The 1,826-nt window shown below is 69.2% G+C and carries 2 pseudogenes; both read left to right on the top strand.

Annotation, left to right across the window (positions count from 1 at the left end):
- A pseudogene (locus CCN39_RS46990) lies at positions 1-1,409 on the top strand (endonuclease/exonuclease/phosphatase family protein); the annotation flags it as partial.
- A 132-nt stretch (positions 1,410-1,541) separates the two neighbouring features.
- A pseudogene (locus CCN39_RS46985) lies at positions 1,542-1,826 on the top strand (hypothetical protein); the annotation flags it as partial.

Below are 1,826 nucleotides of genomic sequence, written 5' to 3'. Positions count from 1 at the left end.
CGCGGTGACCGCGACCGGCACGGTTCGCGAGTTCTACCCGGACGCTCCCGCGACGTCGAACTTCCAGTCGCTCACCGAGCTGAGCAGTGCGCAGTGGACGGTCGACTCGCACGGCAACGCCCTCCCGGCGCCGACGGTGCTGAACCCGGACACCGTGCCGGTGACGTACGCGCCGTCGCCCGGCGGCAACATCGAGCCGCTCACCCTGGAGCCGTCGAAGTACGCGCTGGACTTCTGGGAAGCGCACGAGAGCGAAATCGTTTCGGTCACCGACGCGCGGGTCGTCGGCCCGACGAACTCGTTCAACGAGCTTTACGTGACGTCGAAGCCGGACCAGCACAAGTCCGTCCGCGGCGGCAGCGTCTACCTGGGGTACGACCAGCTCAACAGCGGCGTCATGAAGGTTTCGTCGCTGATCCCGTTCGCCGAGCGGCCGTTCCCGAAGCTCAACGTCGGTGACGTGCTGACCGGCGTCACGTCGGGCCCGGTCGAGTACGACGACTTCGGGGGCTACACGCTGTTCGCGAGCGTGCTCGGGACCGAAAAGGACAACGGGCTGCAGGGCGAGACCACGCGCAAGCAGCGGACCGGGGAGCTGGCCGTCGCGACGTACAACGTCGAGAACCTGTCCCCTGTGGACACCCAGGCGAAGTTCGACCGGCTCGCCGACGCGGNNCGACGCCGACGGCGGCCAGCCGGGCGGCAACATCCGGGTGGCGTTCCTGTTCAACCCGGCCCGCGTGTCCTTTGTGGACCGTCCGGGTGGGACGCCGACAACGGCGGTGGGTGTGGTGCGCGAGCACGGCAAGGCGCACCTGACGGTGTCGCCGGGCCGCGTCGACCCCGCGAACGAGGCGTGGACGGCCAGCCGGAAGCCACTGGCCGGCGAGTTCGTCTTCAAGGGCCGCACGGTGTTCGTCATCGCCAACCACTTCAACTCGAAGGGCGGCGACCAGCCGACGCACGGCCGGTTCCAGCCGCCGGTGCGCAGTTCCGAGGTGCAGCGCGCGAAGCAGGCGACCGTGCTGCGCGGGTTCGTCGATTCGTTGCTGGCGGCGGACAAGAACGCCAACATCGTGGTGGCGGGCGACCTGAACGACTACCCGTTCTCGCCGGCGGTCCGGACGCTCACCGCGGGCGGCGTGCTGAACGACCTGATCGCGTCGGTGCCGGAGGCCGAGCGGTACAGCTACGTGTTCGAGGGGCAATCCCAGGTGCTGGACCACATCCTGGCTTCGCGGGCGCCGCGCGGGGTGGACTACGACGTCGTCCACATCAACGCGGAGTTCGCCGACCAGGCCAGCGACCACGACCCGCAGGTGATCCGGTTCCGGCCGGGCGCGGGCAACGCGCTGCTCGACGGCTGGTACGACCTGCTCGACTGCTTGGACCAGGTCTTCGGGAAGTAGATTTCCGTTGCGGCAAGGCCACTCCCGGGTTCGGGAGTGGCCTTGTTCGTGTCTTACACGTTCGGGTGACAAGGAAACCGCGGACCGCCCGTTGCCGTCTTAATGTGGACGGGACCACAAGGGGAGGGTGGCGTGGACGGTTACGCGGTGAAGGCCGACGAGCTGGGCGAGCTCATCGACGACTTGGGCACGGCGGCGGACCGGATGGCCGAAGCCGACCGGAAGCTCGGCGGCGGCGGGGCGTTCGGCTCACTGGGGACGGCGGAGCTGGGCCGGGCCGGGGTCGAGTTCGAGGAAGCCTGGCGGTTCGGCATCCGGCGGCTGGGCGAGGCGGCTTCGGGGGTGACCGAGCGGCTGAAGGCGGCGAAGGGGAAGTACGAGCAGATCGAGGCCGAGTTCGGCGGTGAGCTGGGGAAG

It is taken from the genome of Amycolatopsis kentuckyensis, from assembly GCF_002155975.1.
GTDB lineage: Bacteria > Actinomycetota > Actinomycetes > Mycobacteriales > Pseudonocardiaceae > Amycolatopsis > Amycolatopsis kentuckyensis.
Note: the sequence above shows the minus strand (reverse complement) of the source record. Positions and strands in the feature narration are given on the sequence as shown.